The organism is Actinosynnema sp. NPDC059797 (assembly GCF_042732085.1).
In the GTDB taxonomy this organism is placed as follows: domain Bacteria; phylum Actinomycetota; class Actinomycetes; order Mycobacteriales; family Pseudonocardiaceae; genus Actinosynnema.
The window spans coordinates 1-1,405 of sequence record NZ_JBHWIE010000730.1 but is presented as its reverse complement, the minus strand read 5'-3'; the positions used below and the strand labels follow the sequence as shown (position 1 = coordinate 1,405).

General features: G+C 77.6%; 1 protein-coding gene. It reads right to left on the bottom strand.

What is annotated here, in order from left to right; translation table 11 throughout:
* Positions 1-182: 182 nt before the first annotated feature.
* The coding region (locus ACFV4N_RS43740) for a hypothetical protein (protein ID WP_499678602.1) at positions 183-1,405 on the bottom strand (1,223 nt) is incomplete at its 5' end.

Below are 1,405 nucleotides of genomic sequence, written 5' to 3'. Positions count from 1 at the left end.
CGGCAGCGCCACCCCGGCCCGCGCGAGCGCCGAGCGGGCGAGGGCGCGCCTGCCGGTCGCCCGCGCGGCGTCCGCGAGGTCGAGCAGCGCGCGCACCCTCGCGAGGGGGTTGGCCATTCGCCGCACGACCGCTTCGGCACGGGCGAACAGGGCGTCGTCGCGGCCCGCGCGGGCGGCGGCCGTCAGCAGCCGGGCCCGCCACGGAAAATGGGGGAGCGCGTCCGCGCGTCCGCGTGCCCGGCGGCGCGGGCGGCGAAGCCCGGCGCACCGGACAGCGCGGCCAGCAGCGCCTCGGTGCGCCAGTACCCGTCGGGCATCGACCGGGCGATGTTCTCGGCGCGGTCGGGCGATCCGGCGGCGAGGTCGCGCGCCAACTCCACCAGCAGCTCCACCCGTTCCCGGGCGTCCGGCACCAGCCGCGCGAGCCGCTCGGCCTCGTCGTGGTCGCGGGCCGCCTCCACGAGGAGCCGGATCGCCTCCGCCCGGTCGTCGTCCTCCATGCCCGAAGCCAATTCCTCCGCGCGCCCGGGATCTCCCATCATCAGCTCGGCCCGGACGAGGTCGAGCCGGATGTTCCCCGCCGCGTCGCCCAAGGCGGCGGCCCGGCGACGCGCCTCGGCGGTGTTCCCCCGGGCGGCGTGGGCGAACACGAGCGCCCGCAGGGCCGCTTGCCGGGCCGTCGCGCCGGAGGCCGACCGCACGGCGACCTCCGCCTCGGCGGCCAGCCGCCGGGCCACCGCCGGCTGCCCGTGGGTCACGGCGGCCCGGCCGATGGACACGAGCACCGAGGGCCGCCGCGCGCCGTGCGCGTTGGCCACCTCCTCCGCGCGCCGCACGTCACCCAGGGCGAGGAATCCCTCGATGACGCGCTCGGCCGCGGAACGGTCCACCTTCGGCACCAGCTCGACCGCGCGGTCGAGCGGACCGGGGTCACCGGTCTCCACGGCCAGGGTCACGAGGGCATCGATCCGCCTGCGCGGCTGCTCGATCGACGAGATGTGCTCGTCCACCTCGGCGGCGTCCCGCACAGCGGTCATCGCGATCACCCTGGACCGGCTGTCGGTGGCGCGGCGCTCCATCGACTCCACAAGCCCCCGCGCCCGCTCTTGGTCGCCGGAACGCGCCGACTCCACCACGAGTCGCGCCATCACCGGGGAAGCCAGGGCCTGGTTGGTGATCGCGTCGCACAGCTCCTGCGCGCCGTCCAGGTCACCGGCGGCCAGGGCGGCTTCCGCCGCCGTGACGAAGGCCTGCGCCCTCAGCTCGCTCGTGGACAGGGACTCGGCGATCGTCCGGGCGGACCCGGCCAGCCGCAACGCCTCGGCCTGGTCACCGGCCTCGGCCGCCGCGCGCGTCAGCAGCAGCGCCGCGGCGATCCGCGCCTGCGCCGCGAGCAGGTTCCGGG